Annotated in this window: 18 protein-coding genes; 6 read left to right on the top strand and 12 right to left on the bottom strand. The window is 71.5% G+C overall.

The genetic code is table 11. From position 1 onward, the window contains the following. Nucleotides 1-2: 2 nt before the first annotated feature. Nucleotides 3-671: a TetR/AcrR family transcriptional regulator gene (locus ACZ4TG_RS00305; RefSeq protein WP_468158994.1), complete on the top strand. Its 669-nt coding sequence runs from the start codon at nt 3-5 to the stop codon at nt 669-671. 76 nt (nt 672-747) lie between these two features. Here the strand turns inward: ACZ4TG_RS00305 and ACZ4TG_RS00300 are convergent, their stop codons facing one another. The 3 genes from ACZ4TG_RS00300 to ACZ4TG_RS00290 form a co-directional block, all read right to left on the bottom strand. Next, nucleotides 748-1494: a dienelactone hydrolase family protein gene (locus ACZ4TG_RS00300; RefSeq protein WP_468158992.1), complete on the bottom strand. Its 747-nt coding sequence runs from the start codon at nt 1492-1494 to the stop codon at nt 748-750. Between the two features lie 354 nt (nt 1495-1848). Then, on the bottom strand, nt 1849-2394 hold the full coding sequence (locus ACZ4TG_RS00295) for a nucleotidyltransferase domain-containing protein (RefSeq protein WP_468159760.1): 546 nt from the start codon (nt 2392-2394) through the stop codon (nt 1849-1851). Nucleotides 2395-2562: 168 nt separating this feature from the next. Beyond that, nucleotides 2563-2934, bottom strand: coding sequence for a winged helix-turn-helix transcriptional regulator (locus tag ACZ4TG_RS00290; RefSeq protein WP_468158990.1), 372 nt, complete (start codon nt 2932-2934; stop codon nt 2563-2565). 90 nt (nt 2935-3024) lie between these two features. Here ACZ4TG_RS00290 and ACZ4TG_RS00285 point away from each other — a divergent pair, with 90 nt between their 5' ends. After that, nucleotides 3025-3864 carry an SDR family oxidoreductase gene (locus tag ACZ4TG_RS00285; protein WP_468158988.1) on the top strand — a complete coding sequence of 280 codons (840 nt, stop codon included), beginning with the start codon at nt 3025-3027 and terminating at the stop codon, nt 3862-3864. Nucleotides 3865-4035: 171 nt separating this feature from the next. On the opposite strand, the gene ACZ4TG_RS00280 is transcribed toward ACZ4TG_RS00285, so the two are convergent. The 3 genes from ACZ4TG_RS00280 to ACZ4TG_RS00270 all read right to left on the bottom strand — a co-directional run bounded on the left by ACZ4TG_RS00280 (nt 4036) and on the right by ACZ4TG_RS00270 (nt 6538). Next, nucleotides 4036-4665 (bottom strand): hypothetical protein, encoded by a 630-nt coding sequence (locus tag ACZ4TG_RS00280; protein WP_468158987.1) that lies wholly within the window; start codon nt 4663-4665, stop codon nt 4036-4038. 151 nt (nt 4666-4816) lie between these two features. Next, on the bottom strand, nt 4817-5173 hold the full coding sequence (locus ACZ4TG_RS00275; RefSeq protein ID WP_468158986.1) for a hypothetical protein: 357 nt from the start codon (nt 5171-5173) through the stop codon (nt 4817-4819). A 390-nt stretch (nt 5174-5563) separates the two neighbouring features. Then, nucleotides 5564-6538 carry a helix-turn-helix transcriptional regulator gene (locus ACZ4TG_RS00270; RefSeq protein WP_468158985.1) on the bottom strand — a complete coding sequence of 325 codons (975 nt, stop codon included), beginning with the start codon at nt 6536-6538 and terminating at the stop codon, nt 5564-5566. Between the two features lie 139 nt (nt 6539-6677). On the opposite strand from ACZ4TG_RS00270, the gene ACZ4TG_RS00265 reads away from it, so the two are divergent. Beyond that, the gene (locus tag ACZ4TG_RS00265; RefSeq protein WP_468158983.1) at nt 6678-7073 is read left to right on the top strand and encodes a RidA family protein; all 396 of its coding nucleotides are present in this window, start codon (nt 6678-6680) and stop codon (nt 7071-7073) included. Between the two features lie 106 nt (nt 7074-7179). Here ACZ4TG_RS00265 and ACZ4TG_RS00260 read toward each other — a convergent pair whose 3' ends face one another. Further along, the gene (locus ACZ4TG_RS00260) at nt 7180-7656 is read right to left on the bottom strand and encodes an NUDIX hydrolase (protein ID WP_468158982.1); all 477 of its coding nucleotides are present in this window, start codon (nt 7654-7656) and stop codon (nt 7180-7182) included. Between the two features lie 268 nt (nt 7657-7924). On the opposite strand from ACZ4TG_RS00260, the gene ACZ4TG_RS00255 reads away from it, so the two are divergent. After that, nucleotides 7925-8509 (top strand): DUF1062 domain-containing protein, encoded by a 585-nt coding sequence (locus tag ACZ4TG_RS00255; RefSeq protein ID WP_468158980.1) that lies wholly within the window; start codon nt 7925-7927, stop codon nt 8507-8509. Between the two features lie 238 nt (nt 8510-8747). Next, nucleotides 8748-10670, top strand: coding sequence for a CASTOR/POLLUX-related putative ion channel (locus tag ACZ4TG_RS00250; RefSeq protein ID WP_468158978.1), 1923 nt, complete (start codon nt 8748-8750; stop codon nt 10668-10670). 33 nt (nt 10671-10703) lie between these two features. On the opposite strand, the gene ACZ4TG_RS00245 is transcribed toward ACZ4TG_RS00250, so the two are convergent. After that, on the bottom strand, nt 10704-12659 hold the full coding sequence (locus ACZ4TG_RS00245) for a flavin monoamine oxidase family protein (RefSeq protein WP_468158976.1): 1956 nt from the start codon (nt 12657-12659) through the stop codon (nt 10704-10706). A gap of 123 nt (nt 12660-12782) precedes the next feature. Then, entirely contained in the window at nt 12783-13133 is a 351-nt protein-coding gene (locus ACZ4TG_RS00240) for an alkylphosphonate utilization protein (RefSeq protein WP_468159759.1), read from the bottom strand. On the opposite strand from ACZ4TG_RS00240, the gene ACZ4TG_RS00235 reads away from it, so the two are divergent. Beyond that, nucleotides 13129-13599, top strand: coding sequence for an STAS domain-containing protein (locus ACZ4TG_RS00235; protein ID WP_468158975.1), 471 nt, complete (start codon nt 13129-13131; stop codon nt 13597-13599). The two genes, ACZ4TG_RS00240 and ACZ4TG_RS00235, sit on opposite strands and share 5 nt — an antisense overlap. 15 nt (nt 13600-13614) lie before the next feature. Here ACZ4TG_RS00235 and ACZ4TG_RS00230 read toward each other — a convergent pair whose 3' ends face one another. The 3 genes from ACZ4TG_RS00230 to ACZ4TG_RS00220 form a co-directional block, all read right to left on the bottom strand. After that, nucleotides 13615-14349, bottom strand: coding sequence for a nucleoside deaminase (locus ACZ4TG_RS00230; RefSeq protein ID WP_468158974.1), 735 nt, complete (start codon nt 14347-14349; stop codon nt 13615-13617). Nucleotides 14350-14453: 104 nt separating this feature from the next. Further along, complete coding sequence (locus tag ACZ4TG_RS00225) at nt 14454-16748, bottom strand: CehA/McbA family metallohydrolase (RefSeq protein ID WP_468158972.1); 2295 nt, start codon at nt 16746-16748, stop codon at nt 14454-14456. A gap of 332 nt (nt 16749-17080) precedes the next feature. Then, the gene (locus ACZ4TG_RS00220) at nt 17081-17872 is read right to left on the bottom strand and encodes an SDR family NAD(P)-dependent oxidoreductase (protein ID WP_468158971.1); all 792 of its coding nucleotides are present in this window, start codon (nt 17870-17872) and stop codon (nt 17081-17083) included. Nucleotides 17873-18001: the final 129 nt, after the last annotated feature.

Here is an 18001-nt window from a genome sequence, read left to right as displayed (position 1 = left end):
GCATGTCGCAACCGCCCGCTCCGCGCAAAACCCTCGGCCGACCTCCCCGCATCTCCCGAGAGGAGGTCGTCGAGACGGCCCGCCGGATCGTCGCCGCGGACGGCATGGACCGGCTGACCATGCGACGGCTGGCCACAGAGATCGGCAGTACGCCGATGGCGCTCTACCACCACGTCCGCAACAAGGAAGAACTGCTCGTCCTGCTGCTGGACGACTACGCCGCCCACGCGCTCCAGCGCCCCGAACTCCCCGCCCAGCCTCGCGAGCGGGTCGTCGTCGCCGCTGCCGCGATCCACGAGGCGCTCGCCGGCTGCCCCTGGATCGTGGAGGTGCTGACCGCCGACGACCTGATGTCCACATCCGCCCTGTGGTTCGTCGAGCAGATCGTCGACGGCCTGGTCGAATGCGGCCTGACCCCCGAGCGGGCCGTACAGGGGTACCGCGCGATCTGGTACTACACCGCCGGAGAGATCGTGGTCCGGACGACAGCGGCCCGGCGGCGCGCGGACGATGACCGTGCGACCTACCGGGAGCGGGTCTTCGCCGATCTCGACCCCGGCGAGCTACCCCGCTTGGCCCAGGTCGCGGACCAGTGGGCGCCGCTGACCGCCGAGGACACCTACCTGGAGGGGCTCCGAGCCCTGGTGGACGGCCTCCTGACCCGCCGTTGACCTGCACAAGGCGAGAGGAATCCGCCACCAGGACTACGGAGCCATGGACTTCGGGCCCGGTTTCCGGACCGGAGCGTCAGCTGGTGGCCAGGGTGCGGTCGAGGAGGGGCAGCAGGCGGTCCCAATGGCGCTGCAACGCGCCGGCGTTGAAGGCGTCGGTGTCGGACATGGTGAAGCCGTGGAGGGTGCCGGGGTAGATCTCGGAGGTGTAGCCGACCCCTGCGGCCTCCAGGGCCTGGTTGAGCTCGCCGAGGGCCTCGGGCGTCATGTCGCCTTCGGCGTGGCCGAGGTGGACCTGGGCGGTCAGCGCGGACAGGAGGCGCTGCAAGCCCTCGGGCCCGTCGGCGCCCACGGGGCCGTGGAATGCGGCGACGGCGGCCACTTGGCCGGGGTGGGCCGCGGCGGTGCGCATCGCCAGCAGACCCCCTATGCAGTAGCCGGTCACCGCGACGGGTCCGGCGCCGACCTCGGGCTGGGTGGTGAGGAACCTGAGGTACGCGTCGGCGTCGCTCAGGACACGCTCGGTGGTGTGCGCCTCGATCAAGGGCATCAGCTGGGCGAAGACCGCGGGCCGGGCCTCTTCTCCGATGTGCTCGGGAAGTTCGATCACCGGTGCCGGGCCGTGCCGGTAGAAGAGGTTGGGGACGAGTACGTAGTACCCGTGCCCGGCCAGCTCGCGGGCCATCTCCCGCAGCACGGGCCGGATGCCGAAGCCGTCCGGGTACATCAGCACTCCCGGGTGCCGCTCGCCACGGTCGGGGAAGGCGGCGAAAGCGTCGGCCAGGCCGTCCGCGGTGGGAATGTGCAGCATCTTGGTGGGCATGAGTTCTCCTGTCGTGGTTGACGTGTCGAGCTGTGATCAACACGACAGGAGGAGGATCCCGCGCAGCAGCGCCGGATCCTCGGTCCAACAGCGGGCCGGCACCAGCCCGTACGGCGCTCAGAGGAGCGCCGGGTCACCAATCCGTGTGTGGCGCAATGCCGTCCCGGTAGTCATGCTGCAGAACGTAGCCCACGGGACTGGATCGACGCCAGCCCTCCCCAGTCCGCAGCGCTGTCCGGGAGCGGGTGAAGAGGTGCGCTCGGTCCGCCCTTTGCCGACGCACGGCCGTCCGTCGGCAGCCCGGACCCGGCCGGCGCGGCGGCCGGCCAGCAGATGATGACGGGCGGCCGACGCTCAAGAACCGCACCCGGACCGCCGGCCCCGTGCGCGAAGGGCCGCCTCCAGCCGGGCGATGTCCTCGGCGTCCTTGGTCCGCCGAGGCCTGGAGGGATCCCAGACGGGCATCATCCGCTTGATCTCGATCTGCGCCAGCGGACCGACGATCGCACACTGCAGACCACCGACACTGCCCGGCCCAGCATCGAGCATTCCCTCGGGCCAGGGCGCACCGGCCCAGGGGCCCCCGGCGACCACCACACGGCCGGCAGCATCTCGATCCAGGAACGTGAAGCTGCTCTCCAGCCCGTCCTTGCCGAAATCGAGCTGCAAGTCAGGCGGCGGCCCTGGGATCGGTCGATAGCCGCGCTGGAGCAAGCCTTCCGCAAGGGCCCCGGCATCGTCCGCCCAGGCGAACCAGTCGATGTCCCCATGGTCTCGCGTGATCTCCCCGAGGAAGAAGTCCATGGCCCAGCCACCACGAAGCCACACCGGGACCCCAAGAACTCCGGCAACCTCCACGACCTCAGCGATCAGCCGGAGCTGTTGATCAGCACGTCCCATATCCACAGCCAAGCAGGCTAGGCGGCAACCGCTCTGCCCAGCACATGATTTGTTCCCCCGCAGAGCCGACAGACAAGCCCTTCCCCTGTCGGACCAGCCGGACCAGGTCCTCGGGTCATGGGGTGCTCGATCACGGTGAATGCGCTTTCGAGGTCGCCCGCTACTACGCTATCCCGCGTTGCGCGGCGAAAGCCGCCGCCCAATCCGGTCGAACAGCTCCGTCAGCGGCTCGCCGATGTCCCGACCGAACTCGGTCAGCCCGTAGGTGACCTGGGGCGGTGTCGTCGGCTCGACCTCCCGCCAGACCAGGCCGTCCTGGACCAGCGCGCGCAGGGTCTGGGCGAGCATCTTCTCGCTGATGCCCTGGATGCTCTCGCGTAGCTCGTAGAACCGGAGGTCGTGTCTCCGCAAGGAGATCAACACCCAGACACCCCACCTGCTGGTCACGTGGTCGACCACGTCACGCGCGGGGCAGTCGGTGTGAAACACCTCATACCGAGTCCCCGCCTCGGCCCGTATGTGCTGCGCGCTTTCCGTCACGTAGTGAGCTTACCCAAAGGTATGTCCTTACCAGGAGTTAGCCCGGCCCCTACCGTTCAGCCACGGAAGACACCGGACAAGGAGCTGTACATGATCGTGGTGACCGGGGCTACCGGGAATGTGGGCCAGCTGTTGACGCGGGCATTGGCCGAGGCGGGCCAGCAGGTGACGGCGGTGTCACGGCACGCCGCGGCCGTGCCGGACGGCGTCCGCCACGTGGTGGCCGACCTGGCCGAGCCGCCCAGCCTTGAGCCCGCGCTGGCCCGAGCGAAAGCCCTCTTCCTGCTGCTGCCCGGCGACTTGCACGCCGCCGGAGCCAGCCCGGCCGACATCATCGGCGCAGCCGAGGCCAGCGGGGTCCGCCGGGTCGTCCTGCTCTCCACGCAGGGCGTGGCGACCAGGCCGTTCGGCGCAACGCGGATCGCGATGCGCGGGCTGGAGGATGTGCTGCGGGAGTCAGGCCTGGAGTGGGTCATCCTGCGGCCGGGCGGCTTCGCCTCCAACGCCCTGTGGTGGGCCGAGTCCATCCGCGCGCAGCGGGTCGTCGCCGCTCCCTTCGGCGACATCGGGGTGCCGATCATCGATCCGGCGGACATCGCAGAGGTCGCGGCGGCGTGCCTGCTGGATGACCGGCACACCGGCGGCGTGTACGAGCTGACCGGCCCGGAGGTGATCACGCCGCGCCAGCAGGCGGAGGCCATCGCCGCCGCGCTGGGCTCGCCAGTGCGGTTCCACGACCTCACCCGCGACGAGGCCAAGGCCGCCATGGCCCGGAGCATGCCGGCCGAGCTCGCCGAGGACACCCTGGCCATCCTCGGTTCGCCGAACCCGGACGAACTGCGCGTCAGCCCGGACGTCCAGCGGGTCCTCGGCCGCGCCCCGCGCCGGTTCGTCGACTGGGCCACCCGCAATATCGCCGCGTTCCGCTGAAACGGGTCAGCGCCGCCGGAACTGCTCGGCGTGCTCGGCGATCGATGCCGCGGGCGCGGTGCTTCTCGTAGTAGGCCCCGGCGCCGGAGGAGACCCGCACCGATGAGGATGCCGGGGCGATCAGGACGTCGATGAGGCGGTCGTGGAGGGTGGGCGTGCGATTGCGGCCGGTCAGCCGTGGTGCTCCGTCAAGTGGGCGAACGACACCCGGGCGAGGGCGTCGAGGGTTTCCGGCGTCGCCTCCGGCACGAGGGTCCGGAACGACGCGGCGAAGGCTTCCGACTGCGTGCGGAGCGTCCGTACCTCCAGTGCCTGGGTCAGGCGGGGGATCACCTCGTAGGAGCAGTAGGGGTGTTCGGCGGCGATAAAGGCCAACAGGCTTTCCGCGTACGAGCCGTGCTCCCCGTCGTACGCCCAGGAGTCCAGCGCGAGCAGCAGCGGGAACCGGGCCCGTACCTCCCACCGGGCCAGCGGGACGTCCTCGTATCCGGCGGGCCGCTGACGGTCCGCGAGCCGCAGCAGCATCGCGAGCTCGGTCATGAACTCGGGCACGCTCCTGGTCCCGGCGGCCGTCGTCCATGCCCGGCGGGCGTCCTGCGGGCAGGTCGCGAAGAACTCCTCGCTGAAGGCCGTGGCCAGATAGTCCAGTTGGGAGGCGAGCGGCTGTACGGTGTGCCGCCAGGCCGCGTCCCAGTGATCGGTCCGGGTGACCCGCGTGAGCCGTAGCACCTCCCACTCCAGCGGATCGGACCCGCCCGCGGCGAGCCCGACGAGGTGCGCGATCGGTCCGCTGGTGAACATGCCTTCAGGATGCAGCGCCATTACTCCCCCTTCTCGTACTGGGCCCATCCAATCGCCCTGCGGACATGGCTGTCGCACCGGGTGGGCGCCGGGGAGGCAGGAGTCACCCGGGGCACTCGGCCCCCGGCATGGGAACCGAGGCGCGCACCGGTCAGGGCTTGAGGCAGTTGTCGCGGAATGCCTCGTCGTAGGCGGTCTGGTATCCGAGGCGGTAGCCGTTCTGGTACGCGAGGATCAGGGTGTTGGGCTGGGTGGGCGGCACCAGGTCCGAGTGTTCGCGGGTCGGCGGGTTGCACTGTTTGGCGTCTTCCCGCCCCCACCCCTCGCCGGCCGTCTTGCCCGCAGCGAACATGCTGTCGGGGGTCTGCTGCTGTGGCGGCGGGGCGTCCGGCTTCTTGGGCGGCTCCGGTGTCTTGTTGCAGTTGGCCGCGTACGCCTTGTTGAATCCTGCGTCGTAACCGTTCCGGTAACCCTGCGCCTTGCCGCGCTCGTAGTCGTTGGGATTCACGGGCGACAGGGGCGGGGGCAATTTCTGGCAGAACGGAGGGCTGCCGTTGCGGAGGCCGACGCTGTATCCCTCGGAGTACCCTTTCGCGCAGCCCTTGTGGTAGGCGTCGCCAGGGCCGCGTCCCGCAAGGTGGCACGGTGCCGGGGCTGCGGCGACCAGCCCGGACGATGATTCCGGCGTACTCGACGGAGATGCCGCGAGGCTCGGCGAGAACGCCATCAGCGTCAGTACCGGGGCCGCGAACGCGGCGAGGAAACGGGTCCGGTTCTGGGGCATGAGCGATTTCCCCCTTCAGGAGGCCGTCAGCTCCCGAGCCCTCTCATTTTACGCCTGTCGCCCATGGCCCGCGGGGGCAGCGCCGCGTTCGCGCCGGTGGGGGGCGGAGCGACCTCAGGACGAGTCTGCGTAGCGGGTGGCGATCGCGGCGGCGCGGTCGCGCAGGGAGGTGCGCAACGACTGCGGGGTCAGGGCTTCCGCGTCCGTGCTGAGCTGCCACAGCGCCCATTCGGCGTGCCGGGAATCCTGGAAGGTCACCTCCAGCCGCAGCCGGCCGTCTGCGTCGGGTTCTTCCGCGCGGACAGCCAGCGCGGTGGCCAGCAGGTCCTCCCGCCGCGCCGGGTTCACCCGTACCTGCACGGTGATGTGGTCGCCGCCGGAGAGGAACCGGGCGGAGCGTTCCCGCCAGATCCGGTCCAGATCGACCCGGTTCGGTCGCTGTGCCGCTTCGGGGAGTTCCTCGGCGGCCAACACCCGCGACAGCCGGTAGGTGCGGTCCGCGCCGGATCTCGTGGCCAGCAAGTAGGCCCGGTCGCGTACGGTGACCAGCCCGATCGGGTCCACCGTGCGCCACTGCGCTGTCTGACCCGTGGCCGCGTAGTGGATGCGCAGCTTGTGTCCGGCGAGCACCGCGCGCCTGACTTCGACCATGGTGGTGTCGGGCACCTCCTCGACGGCCGACCGGCGTGAGAGCAGGTCGGTCTCCGGATCGACGAGAAGTCGCTGGGCCGCGTCGCTCGCGGTGGCCCGGTGGCTTGCGGGCAGCGCGTCGGCCACCTTCCGCATGGCCGAAGCGAGCGCCGAGCCGAGGCCGAATGCCTGCTCGCCGCGCCCCGATCCGGCGGTCAGCAAGGCGAGGGCCTCGTCGTGGTTCAGTCCGGTGAGCTCGGTATGGAAACCGGGCAACAGCGCGAAACCGCCGTGCCTGCCGCGCTCGGCGTAGACCGGGACGCCGGCCGCGGACAGCGCCTCGATGTCACGCAGCACGGTGCGGGTGGACACCTCCAGCTCGCGGGCCAGCGTGTCCGCTGTCAGCCGACCGCGCTGGCGCAGCAGCAGCACCAGTGAGACCAGCCGGTCGGCGCGCATACGAGAACGTTAACGGAATACATGACGGAGGGTGTCGTGATTTGTTGGGAGGCTCGTTCACGCGACGTCAAAGCCTGCGGCGGTTACCGAGCCGATGGACGTACGTACTCCCGATCGATCGAATGGAGCTGATGTGGCAGTGGAACGAACGGCGGTCAACCCGGTGACGTGGTCGGTGGACTTGGGATTCAACCAGGGTGAGGTCGTCTCCGGGCACACACGGACCCTGTACATCTCGGGGCAGACCGCGATGAGCGGCGAAGGCAAGCCCCAGCATGACGGTGACATGGCGGCGCAGTTGACGCTGAGCGTCGACAACCTGGAAGCCGTTCTCGGCGAGGCCGGCATGTCTTTGTCGAACCTCGTCCGGCTCAACGTCTACACGACCGACGTCGATCTGCTCTTCCAGCACTACGGCGTGCTGGCGGCGCGGTTGGGCGCCGCCGGGGTGGCGCCGACCTCCACGATGCTCGGGGTGACGCGACTGGCGATCCCCGGCCAGATGGTCGAGCTTGAGGGGACCGCCGTGGCGTGACGCGACGCCGCCCCCCTGCTGCTCGTGCCGGTTGAACCGGCACGAGCAGCAGGCAGTTGGGTGATTGTCTGAGGTCACCCTGTGCGGCAGTCACTCCGACTGTGAGTCAACCGCGATGCCCCGCGCCCCAGGGGCCGTCCGGCACCAGGGCGCCAAGCACGGCCAACAGCTGTGGTGGCTCGACAGGATCCGGCAAAGAGTCCAGGTCCGACCACAAGACCCACGCGTGCGAGCCCAGGTTGACCTGCTCATCCGGGAGCAGGCCGGTCCGCACCAGCGAAGGCCGCTCCTCGGTGAAGCGGGCCACGAAGAAATCCTCCGAACCGACGAGCCTCACGCCCTTCCACCGCACGTCCCGCTCGACAGGCACGGACCGCTCCAGGACCGCATCCGGGTCCAGCCCGGTCTCCTCGGCCAGCTCGCGCCGTGCAGCCGCAAGCGGCGTCTCACCGGGGTCAATTCCACCGCCGGGAGGCTCCCAGAGCCACGTCCCATCGACCGGATCACGCCAGCGCAGCAGAAGCACACGGTCAGCGGGGTCCAGGCAGAGCACCCGCGCAGCGGGCCGATGTATGGTCTCCATCCCGTCGACACTAGCGGCCCTCGACGTGCCGATCGAGATCACAGGCTGCCGGCTGAGTCAGCACCACAAACGCGAGCCCGCGTCGATCCGAAATTCAGTGGAGCCGCAGTCCCGTGAGCCGTTACGGTGCTCCCGCCCACAGTCATCCCGGCAAGGACGTGCCGTTGTACACCAAGTGAGACACCCCGAGCGCTGATCCGTCGCGCGTCGCACCTGTGCGCCGTGCTCCTTTTCGCTGCGGTCTTCTCACTGGAACCGGTGTATCTCTGTGTCCAAAACCTGGGTGGTCGTGCCCACCTGCCTGCCGATAGTTCTCCGCCGTTGCCACAGGTGCGCCTCCGGGCGCTTCCGGGCGAACGGCAAATTCCGCGTCAACGCGAACCACAAGCTCCTCGACGCCTGGCTCCTCGCCCTGTGCACCGAATGCGGGGACACCACCAAGCTCACTGTCCTGGAGCGGATGAACGTGCGTGGCGTACGACCCGAGCTCCTGAACCTGCTGCACGACAACGACCTCGGCCTGGCAGCCGAACTGCTCCAGGACCCGGTCGTACGGCGCCGCAACCGCATCGCCCTCGACTGGGACAACGCCTGGCGCCTCGACAACGGCGCGCCGGAACAGCCGAATCGGCCGAATCAGCCGCACCATCCGCATCAACCGGAGGGTGACGCCATAGAGGTCTCGGTCCGCTTCGCGGCGCGGATACCTGTGCGGCCGGTGCGATTGATCGCCGAAGGCTTCGGCCTTTCGCGAGCCGAGGTCGAGAGACTGCTCGCCGAGGGGAACCTCGTGTCGGCAGTCCGCCTGAGCGGCAAGCGATCGGGCGACTTCACCTTCATGCTCAAGCGCTGAGCCCTTCCGGCCCGGGGCCTGTCCGGCGGTATCCGATCCGCCGGACAGGCCCGCCGCAGCGGCCGCGCGCTCCGGCTGCGTGGCCGGCGAGTGGCCGGGCCGAGCCGTCGGAAACGTTCATTCCTCCGGGTGAGGGAAGGGCTCTCGAGGAAGGCGGCCGCGCCGGAATTGTCTAGCCTGGGTCAGGGAGTGGCGGGCAGCCACCCCGTGGGCGCGTGGTTTCAGCACGGGGGCTTGTATGGCGGGGCAGCACAAGGCGACCCTCCGGCTGCGCCTGCGGTACCTGTTCGACCATCTGGTGGCGGGCGGGACCGCCGCGCTGGTGGGCTGGCTCGCGCTGGCCTGCCTCGCCGTCGTCCTGCCGGCCAGCGCGCTCCTCGTCTGGGCCGACCGGGCGGCTCCGGCGGATCTCTCCGGCAAGCTCACCGCAGTGTGGGTCAGCGTGGGCCAGACGCTCAAGATCGGTGGCGCGGTCGGACCTCCCCTGTACGTCCTCGCCTCGGTAGCCCTCGCCCTGGTCGCCCTGCTCTACGTGTCCACCCTGGTCAGCGTGATCACCGCGGGCATCAACCAGCGCATCATGGACCTGCGCCTGGGCCACTCCACCGTGCTGGAGACCCGGCACACCGTCGTCCTGGGCTGGTCCGACCAGATCTTCCCCGTGGTCGGGGAGCTGGTCGCCGCCAACGCCAACCAGCGCCGATCGGCCCTCGCCGTCCTCGCCCCGATGGACAAGGTGGAGATGGAGGAGGCCATCGCCGCCCGTGTCCCCGACACCGGCCGGACCCGGATCATCTGCCGCTCCGGCCGCACCACCGATCCGACCGAGCTGGCCCGGGTCGGTCCGCAGACCGCGAAGGCCGTGCTCGTCCTGCCGCCCGGCGGCGACACGGGCGACGCCCACGTGGTGAAGACCCTGCTCGCCCTCGAAGCGGCCCGTGCCGGGGCCGGCGCTGGAGACGCGGTGGTGGTCGCCGCCGTCCGGGACACCCGCAACCACCTCACCGCACGGCTGGCGGCCGGTCCCGGCGGACACGTCCTGTGCGTGGACGACATCGTCGCGCGGCTCCTCGTACAGACCGCCCGCCAGCCCGGACTGTCCCTCGTCTACCAGGAGTTGCTCGACTTCGAAGGGGACGAGTTCTACACCGCCCCCGCCGGGGACCTCGCGGGACGGACCTTCGGCGAGGCCCTGCTGGCCTTCACGACGTCCTCGGTGGTCGGCGTGCTGCACCACGACGGGACCGTCGCGCTCAACCCTGATGACCGTACGGTCATCGATGCGGGCGACCTGATCCTCGTCATCACCGAGGACGACGACACGGCCCTGCCCGCGGACGCCGCCTCCTGGGTGGACGAGGACGCGATCGTCACCGCCCGGCCCGGCCCCCGCCCCGCCGAACGCCTGCTCCTCCTCGGCTGGAACCGCCGCGCCCCGCTCATCGTGGAGCAGCTCGACGAGTACGTGAGCCCCGGCACCACCCTGGACGTGGTGGCCCTCGGTGACGAGGCGACGGCGCGCAGCGCTCGTACGGTCGCACTGGCTTGCACTGGTTTCGAAGTGACCTACCAAGCCGGGGACATCACCGATCCGCAGGTCCTGGACAAGCTGGACGTTCCCGCGTACGACAGCGTGATCGTCATCGGCGAGACGGACCCGACGGCCGAGGCGGGGTCCGACGCGCCGAGCGAGTCCCAGGCCGACGACCGGACGCTGGTCACCCTGCTGCACCTGCGGGCCATCGCGCAGGCCGCCGACCGCGAACTGGCACTGACCACCGAGATGTCCGACGACGGCAACCGGCTGCTCGCGCCCGCCCGGGAGGGCGCCGACTTCATCGTCAGCGGCCGGCTGATCAGCCTCCTGATGACCCAGATCTCGGAGAGCCGCCACCTCGCCGCCGTCTTCGAGGAGTTGTTCCGTGCGGAGGGGCACGAGCTGTACCTGAAGCCGGTCACCGACTACGTCCGGGCCGGGAGCGAGGTCGCCTTCGCCACCGTCGTGGAGTCCGCGCGCCGCCGCCGGGAATGCGCGATCGGGTACAGGCTGCGCGCGGAGGCCGCGACGGCTCCCGCCCACGGGGTGCGGATCAACCCCGACAAGCGGCAGCCGGTGCGGTTCGCCGAGGGGGACTGGCTGATCGTGCTCGCCGAGGGCTGACGGCGCCGGTCCCCGCCCGGTGGAAGGAACGGCCTACGCCCCCGAGTGGACCTCCAGGGCGGTGCGCACCGCGGACTCCAGGGCTCCCTCGATCCACGCGGGCTTGACCGAGGTGTGACAGCCGGCGAAGTGCAGCCTGCCCTCGGGCTCGCGGACGTACGGGAGGAGTTCGGTGTGCTGGCCGGGCAGCAGCACGGAGGCCTCTCCGTAGGCGTACGGGTCGCGCATCCAGGACTGGGTGCGTCCGACGCCGGTGTAGAACACCTCGATGCGCTGCCCGAACACCTCCTGGAGTCCGGCGAGCGCGCGCGGGTAGCGCTCCGCGTCGTCGAAGGAGTCCCACTTCAGGGCGTCGTCCGCCCAGCTGTAGGACGCCAGGATGACGCCGCCCGGGCTGCCTTCGACCGGGTGGGAGGGCTGGAACATGAACCGGTTGGGGTTGTCGGTGGCCGAGCCGCCGCCGATGACCCCGGCCGCCTCGGGCTGGTCGCGGGTGGTGCGGCGGCAGGCGGCGTAGTGGGCGCGCTGGGCCTGCGAGATGTGCCCCTTGGGCACGGAGGGGTGGGCGCCCAGCAGGGCCCCGTCCTCCGGGGTCTGGGCGACCTGGTAGTTCCGGTACAGACCGGCCTTGACGGCCTCGAGTTCACGCTTCCAGTCGGCCTCGTCGAACTCCCACCAGCGGCGGCTGAACTCCAGCAGCACCTTGGTGGCCGCGTCGTAGTGCAGTTCGGTGACCGCGCGCCGCTTGCCGTAGGACAGTGCGGGGGTGACCTGGATGTGACGCAGTCCGGAGAAGGGGACGGTGATGATCGCCGTGTCCCCGGTGAAGGTCTCCCGCCGCACGGGGCTGCCGCCGCGTCCCTCGGAGACGGTGTCGACGCTCACCCCGCCCTCGTCGTGGGTGATGCGGGTGGCGCGCCGGTCGAGCCGGACCAGGTCCTTGACCCGGGCGTAGAGCGCGTCGGCCAAGGTTGCGGTGCCGTCGGGCAGTTCGTAGAAGGCGGTGTCCGGGCTGATCAGGGAGGCCCCGATGAAGCTGTGGATGAAGGCGAGGTGCAGGCGGGAGGTGAGGTTCTCGACGGTGCCGATCAGGTCGATCGTCCGGTCGTCGAGCTGCGCCACCTCGGTCAGGAAGCGGTACGTCGACATGTGGCCGTAGCGCTGGACGACCCGGGCCCAGCCCTCGACGAGCTCCCTGTCCTTCTTGCCCTCGATCTCCTTGCGTACGGGGGCGAAGGCGTCGCGCACGATCTGCGCGGCGGCCACGGACTCGTAGGCCGCCGGGACCCCGAAGGAGCGGTTGACGGCCTGCGGGCTGCGGGCGTAGTCGGCGCGCCGGGCCCGGATGCCGTTGACGAAGATCCAGGTGCGGTGGGCCGGGCGGCCCGAGGCGTCCACATCGACCAGGTGGAAGCGGCGCCGCCGCAGGCCGAGGCTGTCCATCAGCCCGGTGACCAGCGGATGGCTGTCGGGGATGCGCATGGCGCCGGCCTCGGCGTACTGCTTGGGATCGGCGAAGACGGCGGGCGAGTTCTCGTGGCCGCCGGTACGGAAGGTCTTGATCCGGCCGCCCACCCGGTTGCCGTTGGCCTCGATGACGGTCACCTGGTGTCCGGCCTCGCGCAGGAGGTGGGCGGCGGTGAGCCCGGCCGGTCCGGCGCCGACGACCAGTACCTTCTTGCGGGCAACCCGGGAGCGCGGCAGACCGTTCTTCAGGAGGATGTCGGAGTACCGGGGCACCAGGGGCCGGTCCTCCTCGTCGCGGACGAGGACGGCCCGGGCGACGGTGAGGCAGGTTTCCCAGTCGGGCCGGGCGCTGCCGGGCGCCGTCCGCGGGGTCTCGGCGGACGCCGCCGCGACGGTCAGCGCGCCGGCCCCCGCGACGGTCAGCGCGCCGGCTCCGGCGATGACGGTACGGCGGGAGGGGCGGCGGGCGGGCGCCGGTGCGGGCGCGGGCTCGGCGGGCGTGGAGGGCGGATCGATGATCATGGGGCAACTCTCGCGCCCCGCGCGCGCCCCGCACGCTGAAAAGCGCCCGGGAGGCGAACTACCACCCGGACGTGCGGCGCCGCCGCGCACCGCTGACGAACTGGGATTCGTACGGCCCCGCGGTCAGACCTTCCTGACCACGCTGGACTTGAGCTGCATGGCTCCGAAGCCCTCGATCCTGCAGTCGATGTCGTGGCCGTCGACCCCGTCCACGAGGCGGATGTTGCGCACCTTGGTACCCGCCTTGATGCCGCTCGCGCTGCCCTTGACCTTCAGGCCCTTGACGACCGTCACCGTGTCCCCGTCGGCGAGCACGTTGCCCACGGAGTCCTTGACCACCCGCCTGCCGGGCGTCGCTTCGCTCGCATCGTTGCCTTTCCGCGAGCCGTCCACCGGCTCACGGGAGCGCCGCGCCAGGATGGGGGCTCCGCGGGCGCCGGCGTCTGCGGGAGATGTGAAGGAGACGGTATTGATCACCCTGGACGTCCAACGCTACGGCAGCTCGGTCCTGGTCAGCGTCGGCGGGCCACTCGAGGACGACGCCGGCGCGGCACTCCAGCCCCTGCTGGACCACGTCACCGACTACGAGCGGGACCTCACCTTCGATCTGCACGGCGTGGTGTCCATGGACTCCGACGGTCTGCTTCACCTCTTGGACCTGCACCGGCGCGCGGAGTGCCTGGGCCTGCGCGTCCTGGTGGTCGGCTGGCAGCCCCAGCCCCAGCAGCTCATGGCCCAGGTCGCCGGCATCCGAGGCCCCGGATCGGCCACGGGGGAGCGGTACGCGCTGGCGGGCTTCCGCCGCCTGCTCCAGGAACGAGAACAGCGCGCACGGGACCGCGCGCACCTGAGCGAACCGCTCCCCGAGCGCCCCCGCCCCTCGAACCGGCGTGCACCGACCGGCTCGAAGGCGGTCTCCACCGCGGCGTCCTCGGCGTAGAGCTCGGCGGCCAGCTCAGTCAGCCAGGCCCTGGCGTACCTTCCGGGCCCGTGCTGCCGAGGCGAGGTCCGGCCAGATCCCGGCGAGCCACTCCTCGGCCGAGGCCGAGGCCGAGTTCGAGGCCGAGTTCGAGGCCGAGTTCGAAGCCGAAGCCGAAGCCGAAGCCGAAGCCGCGCCCGGCCGCCCCGGTGCGAGGGCGTCGTGCAGGGCCGCCGTCTCGGGTTCCACGGCCCGGTGGTGCGTCAGGATCTGCGGCTCGCCCGGGCCGTCCCCGTGCGCCAGCACCACGCTGCGCAGGAACATCACGTTCGCCGCGACCAGCCAGCCGTCGTGCTCCACCGGATCCGCTCCGGAGGAGCCGGCGGAGCCATCCGACAGGGCCCATGGGTCGGGAGCCAGGTACCGCACCCGGCCCACGCCCGTGAACCGCGTCGCGGCCGCGCACATCCGGCACGGTTCCTGCGTGCTCCACAGCACCGCGGAGCCGAGGTCCCATCCGGTCCGCGCGGCCCCGAGCACGTTCATCTCGGCGTGGGCCAGCGGCGTCCCGCGCAGGGGGCCCCGCCCGGGGCCGTCCTCGTACGCCTCGTTGCGCCCCTCGGCGAGCACCGCGCCCGTCGCGTTCGTGAGCACCGCGCCCACCGCCAGACCGCCCGCCGTCAGCGCCTCGTAGGCGAGCGAGAGGGCCCGCCGGACCGCCTCCGGCGCCGCTCGCCACGCCGGACCGAATTCCGCTTCCCCGTGTTCCATGCCGCCATTGTCCCGCTGCCCCGGGCATCCGCCGGGCCGTACGCCCGCCGAACTCGAAGCGGCGACGCCCCCTCCCTGCGGCCGACCCGTACCGGCGGTTCCGGCTAGCCGGCGCTGATGGCCGTCACGTGCGTGGTGCCGTCACGCAGGGCGGTGATGCGGACCTGTCCCGCGGGGAAGGGGTCCCGCCCGTTCGGGCCGGGTATCTGCGAGAAGGGCGTCCAGGAGCCGTCAGGCTTCCTGATGTTGTGCCAGATCCGTCCGTCGAGCCCGACCGCCACGACCTGGGCGGAGCCGTCGGGCGTCCCCGCGATGCCGATGGCGCTGGCACCCATGGTGGCGGTGGTGACGCCCCGCGGGGGCCGGAATCCGGTCCAGGAGCCGTCGGGCCGCCGCTGCTGGTGGTACACGATCCCGTCGAGGCCGATCGCGAGGACCTGGGAGGAACCGTCGGGCAGGCCGGTGATCGCCAGGGCGGGGCCGGAGAACGTTGGAGCCCCGCTGTAGCCGGCCAGCCGTCCCCAAGCCGTCCACGTACCGTCACGCCCGCGAACGCAGTGGTACATGGCACCGTCCGTGCCGTAACTGAGCAACTGGGCGGACCCGTCGGGCATGGCGGTGATCGACACCTTCGTCGCACCCCAACGGCTCTTCGCGGTGAAGCCGGGCAGGGCCCGGAACCCGGGCAGCGCGCCGTCGGCGCGGCGCTGCTGGTGGAAGGTGGTGCCGTCCATGGCCGTCACCACGATCTGGCAGGTGCCGTCGGGGAAGGCCGCGATGTCCGCCTCCCGGACGGCGAATCCGGTCGAGCCGTCCGGCCCCGCTACGCGCTGCCAGGGCTGGAGCGTCGCCGAACCCCGGACGGCGGTCAGCCACAGACCGTTGTCGGGCGCGATGCCCAGCACCACGACCGAGCCGTCCGCCAGGCCGGCCACGGCGCTCTGCACCCCCGCGAACGAGGCGGCGCCGGCGGCACCGGGCAGCGGGCGGATGCCGGTCCACGACCCGTCGGGGCGGCGCTCGGTGTGGAAGAGCGCGCGCCGCTCGACGTCGTACGGGGGCAGTTGCGCGGAGTAGAACCACACCGGGTTGGTGATGGCCACCAGTTGGTCCAGCGTGGTGGAGGCGGGCTTGGGCCGCCGCACCTCGGCCCGGGCGAACAGCGAGGCCTTGCCCCAGCCGCGCCAGCGCAGTTGGCCCCTGCCGCTGCCGTCGATACAGGTGGCGGCCATGATGCCCCACTCGGTGTACAGCGTGGCGATGCTGTCCGGGGCGCCCGTCACGTCCAAGGTCACGTCGACGCTGTCGAAGAACGACAGGGGCAGTTCCTCACCGGGTCCCGCGATCGCGCCGCCCGCGCGGGCGGTGAAGTCCACGGTCACGGCCGCGGATTCGACGGCGTACGACCGGCCAAGGCGCAGTGCGTCCAGTACGGCGGGCGTCGACAGGCTGGTGGCGCGCACCACGTTGTGGGGCCGGCCGACGGCGTCCGCGGGGCTGTGGGCGTCGCTGTTGCCCACTGCGGCGACCCGTTTGCCGAGGCAGAGCATGACGTGCCAGGCGGCGATGTTGGCCGCGTCGTCCAGGGTCCACGGTCCGTTCCACACCTCCAGCGCGTCCACGCGGTCGAGGCCGAACTCCCAGAAGGATCCCGGTGCCGGAGTGAGCGGATGGGCGGCGATCGTGACGCCGCCCAAGCTGTGCACGCGCCGGACGTGGCCCTCGAACGCCCCCTGGTCCGCGGGGCCGTAGCGCCAGTCCACCCATTCGCCCTGGGGCAGGCCGACGGCCAGCCAGTGGCCGTGGCGGGTGGTGACCTCCTCGGCGTTGATGACCAGCAGGTCGCTCGGGACGTTGCCGCGCCATGTCACCCCGGTGGAGCTGGTGTTGTGGTCGGAGGTGGCGATGAAGTGCAGCCCCTCCTCGCGGGCGGCCGCGATGATCTCGTCCACCGTGCGCTTCCCGTCGGAGTGCACGCTGTGCAGGTGCAGGTCGCCCCGGTACCAGCCCGGTCCCCGTCCCGCCACCGAGGCCGGCAGGATGTCGTACGGGGTCCGGGGCAGCGCTTCGCCGTGGTGCAGGGTGACGTCGACCTGCCAGGCCATGCCGCCGGCGGCGCCGACCATCGGCCCGAGGATGACGGACCAGCTGCCGGGCTCGACCGGCCCGGGCACGTAGCCGGGGGTGGCGTCCGCAGCGGAGAGGGTGAACCCGGACCGTTCGCCGCCCGACCAGCCGCGGAAGCCGGACGGGCCGAAGACGCCGAGGTCCAGGACGCCGGCGGCGGCGTCGTGGGAGGTGGCGACGGAGATCCGCTGCACTCCGGCGGGGACGTCGAAGGGGACGTACGCCCACTGGTCGTTGCCGTACGGGGCGCGGCCCCGGTACGTGGTGGTCACCGCGTCGGACCCGAGGCCCCTCGTCGCGGCGTGCGCGATCGGGGCGGGAACCAGCGCGGCGGCTCCGCCCGCGGCCAGCAGGGCCCCTAATCGGAGCAGGGACCTGCGCTCGACACCGGGGCCGGGGCCGGGGTCGTGGCTCGGGTCGGAGCTGGCGTCGGGCACGGCGTTCGGGACGTGTTCTCTCGGCACAGCGGTGCTCTCCGTTCACGTGAGGTGGCATCGAAGGCGTGCGGGCGCGAGGGGGCGCGAGTGCGGGCGCGGACGGATCCGCCCGAGGGCGGGGGAGAGGGGCGAGTGGCGGTCCGCTCGGGCTTGGGCGGGACCGCCGCTCAACGGCGCGAGCGCTGGGCCTCGACGATCTGCCGTACGGAGCCGTCGACGTCCGCCCGGGCCTGGACCCGCTCGGCGAACCCGGGGAACTGCCCGGCGATGGCGCTCAGCAGCCGCAGCTCCAGCGGCGCCACATTGACCTCGCACCGGTCGCGGCGGACGGCTCGTACGACGCCGTCGGCGACCTGGCCGGGCGTGACGGTCCTGATGCCGTTCGGTGCGGCGGCACCGGTGGCCGCGAACATCCCGGCGTCGCGGACGAAGCCGGGCTGGACCAGGGACACCCCCACCCCCGTGCCCCTGAGCTCCTGGCGCAGGGCGAGGGCGAATCCGCGCAGCCCGAACTTCGTCGCGTTGTACAGGGAGGTCGACTTGGTCGCCGCCTTGCCGGAGATGGAACCGACCAGCACGATGTGGCCGTGGCCGCGGGCGACCATCTGCGCCGCGAGCAGTCGGGACAGCAGGACGGGCGCGCGCAGGTTGACGTCGAGGGCGCGGTCGAGCTGCTCCTCGGTGTAGTCCAGGAGGTCGCCGCTGGCGGGCAGGGCGGCGTTCGCGACGAGAACGTCCGCCTCGGCGCAGGTCTCGGCGAGGCGGACGACCTCGGACCGGACGGCCAGATCGGCGACCACGGTGCGGGCGCCGCAGGCGTCCGCGGTGGCCTTGAGGGCTTCCTCCCGCCGTCCGGTGAGCGTCAGGCGGGCCCCTTGCGCTGTCAGGCGCGCGGCCAGGGCGGAGCCGATGCCTCCGGTGGCCCCGGTGAGTAGAACGTTCGATCCGGATATGTCCACGATGACTCCCGTGAGGCGTCCCTATACTGTTCGTTCGAACGAACAGTATGGATCGCTCCGCCCGGTGTCCACACCTCGGACATCCCCAACTCCCCTTCCCCGCTTGGGCCGGCGCGCGGACCGATGGGG

The organism is Streptomyces sp. NPDC028314, from assembly GCF_055565795.1.
This window is presented reverse-complemented; position numbering and strand designations above follow the sequence as displayed.

What these genes read in the sequence shown, in the direction of transcription:
- ACZ4TG_RS00305 (WP_468158994.1), top strand. Translation starts at nt 3, where the DNA reads ATGTCGCAACCGCCCGCTCCGCGCAAAACCCTCGGCCGACCTCCCCGC.
- ACZ4TG_RS00300 (WP_468158992.1), bottom strand. Translation starts at nt 1,494, where the DNA reads ATGCCCACCAAGATGCTGCACATTCCCACCGCGGACGGCCTGGCCGAC.
- ACZ4TG_RS00295 (WP_468159760.1), bottom strand. Translation starts at nt 2,394, where the DNA reads ATGGGACGTGCTGATCAACAGCTCCGGCTGATCGCTGAGGTCGTGGAG.
- ACZ4TG_RS00285 (WP_468158988.1), top strand. Translation starts at nt 3,025, where the DNA reads ATGATCGTGGTGACCGGGGCTACCGGGAATGTGGGCCAGCTGTTGACG.
- ACZ4TG_RS00280 (WP_468158987.1), bottom strand. Translation starts at nt 4,665, where the DNA reads ATGTTCACCAGCGGACCGATCGCGCACCTCGTCGGGCTCGCCGCGGGC.
- ACZ4TG_RS00270 (WP_468158985.1), bottom strand. Translation starts at nt 6,538, where the DNA reads ATGCGCGCCGACCGGCTGGTCTCACTGGTGCTGCTGCTGCGCCAGCGC.
- ACZ4TG_RS00260 (WP_468158982.1), bottom strand. Translation starts at nt 7,656, where the DNA reads ATGGAGACCATACATCGGCCCGCTGCGCGGGTGCTCTGCCTGGACCCC.
- ACZ4TG_RS00250 (WP_468158978.1), top strand. Translation starts at nt 8,748, where the DNA reads ATGGCGGGGCAGCACAAGGCGACCCTCCGGCTGCGCCTGCGGTACCTG.
- ACZ4TG_RS00245 (WP_468158976.1), bottom strand. Translation starts at nt 12,659, where the DNA reads ATGATCATCGATCCGCCCTCCACGCCCGCCGAGCCCGCGCCCGCACCG.
- ACZ4TG_RS00230 (WP_468158974.1), bottom strand. Translation starts at nt 14,349, where the DNA reads ATGGAACACGGGGAAGCGGAATTCGGTCCGGCGTGGCGAGCGGCGCCG.